Origin of the sequence: Spongiactinospora gelatinilytica, from assembly GCF_003236385.1 — a bacterium.
In the GTDB taxonomy this organism is placed as follows: Bacteria; Actinomycetota; Actinomycetes; order Streptosporangiales; family Streptosporangiaceae; genus Spongiactinospora; species Spongiactinospora gelatinilytica.
The window spans coordinates 1-4,614 of the sequence record NZ_POUA01000496.1 but is presented as its reverse complement, the minus strand read 5'-3'; the positions used below and the strand labels follow the sequence as shown (position 1 = coordinate 4,614).

The 4,614-nt window shown below is 73.1% G+C and carries 5 protein-coding genes; 2 read left to right on the top strand and 3 right to left on the bottom strand.

Annotated elements, in window-relative coordinates; all coding sequences use genetic code 11:
* Positions 1-117: 117 nt before the first annotated feature.
* Entirely contained in the window at positions 118-1,062 is a 945-nt protein-coding gene (locus C1I98_RS35630) for an ABC transporter permease (protein WP_111171702.1), read from the bottom strand.
* Between the two features lie 60 nt (positions 1,063-1,122).
* Here C1I98_RS35630 and C1I98_RS35625 point away from each other — a divergent pair, with 60 nt between their 5' ends.
* The gene (locus tag C1I98_RS35625; RefSeq protein ID WP_111171701.1) at positions 1,123-1,776 is read left to right on the top strand and encodes a response regulator; all 654 of its coding nucleotides are present in this window, start codon (positions 1,123-1,125) and stop codon (positions 1,774-1,776) included.
* A gap of 20 nt (positions 1,777-1,796) precedes the next feature.
* Here the strand turns inward: C1I98_RS35625 and C1I98_RS35620 are convergent, their stop codons facing one another.
* Together C1I98_RS35620 and C1I98_RS35615 are read right to left on the bottom strand one after the other, a co-directional pair.
* The gene (locus C1I98_RS35620) at positions 1,797-2,540 is read right to left on the bottom strand and encodes a hypothetical protein (RefSeq protein ID WP_111171700.1); all 744 of its coding nucleotides are present in this window, start codon (positions 2,538-2,540) and stop codon (positions 1,797-1,799) included.
* On the bottom strand, positions 2,537-3,445 hold the full coding sequence (locus C1I98_RS35615; RefSeq protein ID WP_111171699.1) for an ABC transporter ATP-binding protein: 909 nt from the start codon (positions 3,443-3,445) through the stop codon (positions 2,537-2,539). Before C1I98_RS35615 ends, C1I98_RS35620 begins: the two co-directional genes overlap by 4 nt.
* Positions 3,446-3,553: 108 nt before the next feature.
* Here C1I98_RS35615 and C1I98_RS35610 point away from each other — a divergent pair.
* Positions 3,554-4,614 (top strand): sensor histidine kinase (locus C1I98_RS35610; protein ID WP_233508464.1); only part of this gene is annotated, 1,061 nt, incomplete at its 3' end.

The following is a 4,614-nucleotide window of genomic DNA, read 5'->3' as shown; positions in this document are numbered from 1 at the left end:
GGAGCCGCTGCCCGGCGCCACCCCCGCCGACCGGCTGGCCGCCTACCTCGGCCGCCGTCCCTGACCCGCGCACCGGTTCGCCATGCCCCTGCCAGGGCCGTGGCCCACCCGGCCGGGTCAGCCGCGCCCGTACCTCTCCTCGGCCGACCAGAAGTACCACACGCCCCCCACACAGCCGATCAACGCCCAGGCGGCGCAGGTCAGCCAGGTGGTGGCGGTCGGGCCGGTGTCCGACATGAGAAGGCCGCGCATCAGCTCGATGTACGCGGCGGCCGGGTTGGCGTACATGAGGTCGGCCACCCACTGCGGGAGATGCGCCCCGGACCACTCTCCGTCAGGCGCGGGATGGCCGACCACCTTGTCCTGGATGGAAAAGAATATCCCCGACAGATAAAGCCAGGTGCGCGTGATGAACGGCATGAGCTGATTGAGGTCGCGCACCTGGGTGCCCAGCCGGGCGGCGATTAGGGCGGCCCCCGCGTTGAAAAGGGTTTGCAGGAACAGCGCGACCGGTACGAGCAGCCAGTGCGCCGAAGGCCGCCCACCGTCCAGCAGGACGATGGGCAGCAACACCAGCATCGACCAGAAGAGCTGCTGGAGTTCCTGGAGGGTGTAGGCGATCGGAAGGATCGCCCGGGGGAAGTGCAGGGCGCGGATGAGTGAGAGGTTGGCGCTCACGGATTTCCCGCCCGCGGCCACCGTGCGCTGCGTGTAGGTGAACACGAACATCCCGGTGACCAGGAACGCGACATAGTTGTCCACTCCCGCTCCGCCGCCCAGGATGAGGCCGAACATCACGAAATAGACCGCCGCGTTCAGCAACGGGGTGATGACCTGCCAGAGCCGGCCGATCACCGTGCCGCTGTATTTGGAGGTGTTCCGCGCGTCGGCATAGGCCGAGATGAACCGGCGGCGGTCCCATAATCGTCTCAGGTAAACGGTCATCCGGGGGCGTGCCGCGCTGCGCCGCAGGCCGTGGCGGGTGGCGAGGGCCGCGAGTTCCCCGGGTGCGTATCGGCGTGGATCGTAGGTCCGCTCCGCCGTGGATTCGTTGCCCGACATGATGGAAACGGTACGCCGCCGGTTTCGCGCCGCTCATCGCCGCCGGGTACGGTCGGCGCTGTGATTAGAGTGCTGCTGGCCGACGACGAGGCGATGATCCGGGCCGGGGTCCGCGCGATCCTGAGCGCGGCCCCCGACGTGGCGGTGGTCGCCGAGGCGGGCGACGGCCGTACGGCGGTCGAGCAGGCCCGCGCGCACCGCCCCGACGTCGCGCTGCTCGACATCCGCATGCCGGTGCTGGACGGGCTGAGCGCGGCGGCGGAGCTTCGGCGGGCGGTGCCGGAGACGGCGGTGGTGATGCTGACGACGTTCGGCGAGGACGAGTACGTCGCGGGCGCCCTGGAGGCGGGGGTGTCGGGGTTCCTGCTCAAGTCGGGCGACCCGTACGAGCTGATGGCGGCGGTCCGGGCGGCGCGCGACGGGGCGGCGTTCCTGTCTCCGAGGGTCGCCCACCAGGTCATCGCCCAGTTGTCCGGCGGGCTGATCGGGCGCAGGCATGCCGCCCGCGCGAAGGTCGCGACGCTGACCCCGCGCGAGCGGGACGTACTGGCGCTGCTCGGGGAAGGACTGAGCAACGCCGAGATCGGCCGTCGCCTCTTCCTGGCCGAAGGGACGGTCAAGGCGCACGTCTCAGCGCTGATGACCCGCCTGGCCGTACGCAACCGCGTCCAGGCCGCCGTCATCGCGCACGAGGCGGGCATGGTCGCCGAGTGAGATGCCCGTTCCCGCGGGGGTCACGCGTCGCGGGCGCGGAGTACCCCGATGGCCGCGCCCATCGCCGCGACCGCCCACCCCGCCAGCACCAGCGCGTACTCCCACTGCCCGGTCATCAGCCGCCACCCCGCCGGCGCCGGTGTCCACCCGGCGAAGGTCTCCAGGAACGGCGCGCCCACCTGCCCCGCCGCCATGCGCAGCAGTTCGGGCAGGACGAGCAGCAGCAGGACCATGCAGGTGAGCGCCCCCGCGGACCGGCGTGCCAGGGCCCCCACGCCCAGCGCGACGACCGCCAGCAGGCCGAGGTACACGCCGGTGGCGGCGACCTGCCCGGCCGCGTCGCCGATCACGCGGGGCAGCTCGCCGTGCCGGGCCGCCGCCGTACCGATGCCCAGGGCGGCGGCGGCCGAGCCGAGCAGCAGCGCGGCCACGCCGGTCACGACGGCCTTGGCGAGCATCACCCGGCCACGGGACGGCGTGGCGGCGAACGTGACCGTGATCGAGCGGGTGGCCAGCTCGCCGGTGACCACCAGGAGGCCGAACGCGGCCACGACGTACTGCCCGAAATAGCTCACCGCCGTCAGCCCCACGGTCAGCGAGCGCGCCGGGACCGGCCCGTCGGCGCCGTCGTCCAGGACGGTCATGAGCAGCAGCAGGGCGACCAGCCCACCGGCGAACCACCAGGTGGAACGTACGGTGAGCAGTTTGATCCGCTCGGCGGCGAGCACGTCGGGCAGGCCGGGTGGCCGGCCCCCGGCGCTCATCGGCCGGTCTCCTTGGTCGTCGGGGCGGAGGTGAACTGGGCCACGGCCGCCGTGCGGCGCAGGTAGACGTCCTCCAGCGAGGAACCGGCGGCTTGGAGACCGTGGATCTCGACGCCCAGCGCGAAAGCCCTGGCCCCGACCTCCGCCGGGGGCACGCCCGGTACGACCAGCGTGCCGTGGTCGTACCCGGCACCGGCGAAGGCCGCGGCGAGTGGCCGCAGGTCCGGGCCGCGTACCAGGCTGCCCGTGGGCGCGGCGGCGAGCAGGTCGCGCATCGGCTCGTCGGCGACCAACCGGCCGCGGCCGAGTACGACGACGCGGTCGGCGGTCTGCTCCATCTCGCTCATCAGATGCGAGGAGACGAACACCGTGCGGCCCTCGGCGGCCAGCGAACGCAGCAGGGTGCGGATCCAGCGCACCCCGTCGGGGTCCAGGCCGTTGACCGGTTCGTCCAGCATGAGCGCCTGAGGGTCGCCGAGCAGCGCCGCCGCGATGCCCAGCCGCTGGCTCATGCCGAGGGAGTACGTGCCCGCCCGCCGGTCCGCGGCGCTCGTCATACCCGCGATCTCAAGTACCTCCGCCACCCGGGCGGCGGGGATGCGCTGTGAGCGGGCCAGCGCGCGCAGGTGGTCGCGGCCGGTGCGGCCAGGGTGGACGGCCTTGGCGTCCAGCAGCGCGCCGATCGTGCGCAGCGGGTGGCGTAGCCGGGCGTACGGCGTGCCGCCGATCAAGGCGGTCCCGGAGGTGGGCGCGTCCAGGCCCAGGATCAGGCGCATCGTGGTGGATTTCCCGGCACCGTTCGGGCCGAGGAAGCCGGTCACCTGGCCGGGCCGCAGTTCCAGGTCGAGGTTATCCACGGCCGTCGTGGGCCCGTAGCGTTTGGTTAGATCGGTCAGGCGGATCATGCCAGGACGCTATGCACCGGCGCCCTTCGCGCGAATGGGCCGATCGGTGGGAGCCACCCCCGACTTTCGTCAGGGGTGGGGCGGGGGCGAACCGCATAGCGTGGCAGGGTGAACGTGCTGAAGTCGCCGTGTGGCCGCCGGGTCTGCGGAGACGTACTGCTGTGGGCGGTGGCAGTCGCGTCGATGTGGCTGTCGGACGACCCGCTGCCGGAGTACGCCTTGCTCGATGTGGCGGCGCTACGGGCGTGCGGGGTCGTGCTGCTGGCCGCCGCGGCGGCGATGTGGCGGCGGTGGCCGCTGCCGGCCGCCGCGCTGGCGCTGCTGCCGGGGGTGGTCGTCGCCGACGATGTATACGTGGCGCAGCTCGCGCTGTCCGTCATGCTGTTCGTTTTCCTACTGGGGCGGCGTTCCGGGGGCCGCACGGCCGTGGCCCAAGTGGGCGCGCTGGTCGGGGTGGCGGCTTCGGCGCTGGCCTTCGTGCCCGGACGGCCGGGCGGCGAGGACTGGTTCACCGCGGCCTCCACTGTGCTGCTCTTGGTCCTGGCCCCGTGGGCGGTCGGCCGGTACCTGCGCGCGCAGGCCGACCTCGCCGCCGCGGGGTTCGAGCTGGCCGTCGTACTGGAACGCGAGCACGCGCGGGCCGCCCAGCACGAACGGCTGCGCGAACGAGCCCGCATCGCCTCGGACATGCACGACTCGCTGGGGCACGAACTGAGTCTGCTGGCCGTACGCGCCGCCGCCGTGCAGGTCGCCGCCGAGGCCACCCCGGCGCTCCGGCAGGCGGCGGCCGAACTTCGCGAGTCCGCCGCCACGGCCACCGACCGGCTCCGGCAGATCACCGGCCTGCTCCGCCAGGACGGCGAACCCCCGGTGGGCACGGTCGCCGCACTGGTGGCCCGGGCGGCGGCCTCCGGCGTGAACGTACGCCTGGACGGCGGCGAGGAGACCGTGGCGGCCGAACTCCCCGGCCCGGTACTCCACACCGCCGCCCGCGTGGTGCAGGAGGGCCTGACCAACGCCATCAAGCACGCCCCGGGATCGGCCATCCAAGTCCACCTGCGCCCCACCGCCGAGACCCTTGAGGTCACCGTCACCAACGGCCCCTCGCCTGGCCCGGTGGGTGGGGCGCAGGTGGACTTGGATGGCCGATCCCGGGGCGTGCTTGATGG

What these genes read in the sequence shown, in the direction of transcription:
- C1I98_RS35630 (WP_111171702.1), bottom strand. Translation starts at nt 1,062, where the DNA reads ATGTCGGGCAACGAATCCACGGCGGAGCGGACCTACGATCCACGCCGA.
- C1I98_RS35620 (WP_111171700.1), bottom strand. Translation starts at nt 2,540, where the DNA reads ATGAGCGCCGGGGGCCGGCCACCCGGCCTGCCCGACGTGCTCGCCGCC.
- C1I98_RS35615 (WP_111171699.1), bottom strand. Translation starts at nt 3,445, where the DNA reads ATGATCCGCCTGACCGATCTAACCAAACGCTACGGGCCCACGACGGCC.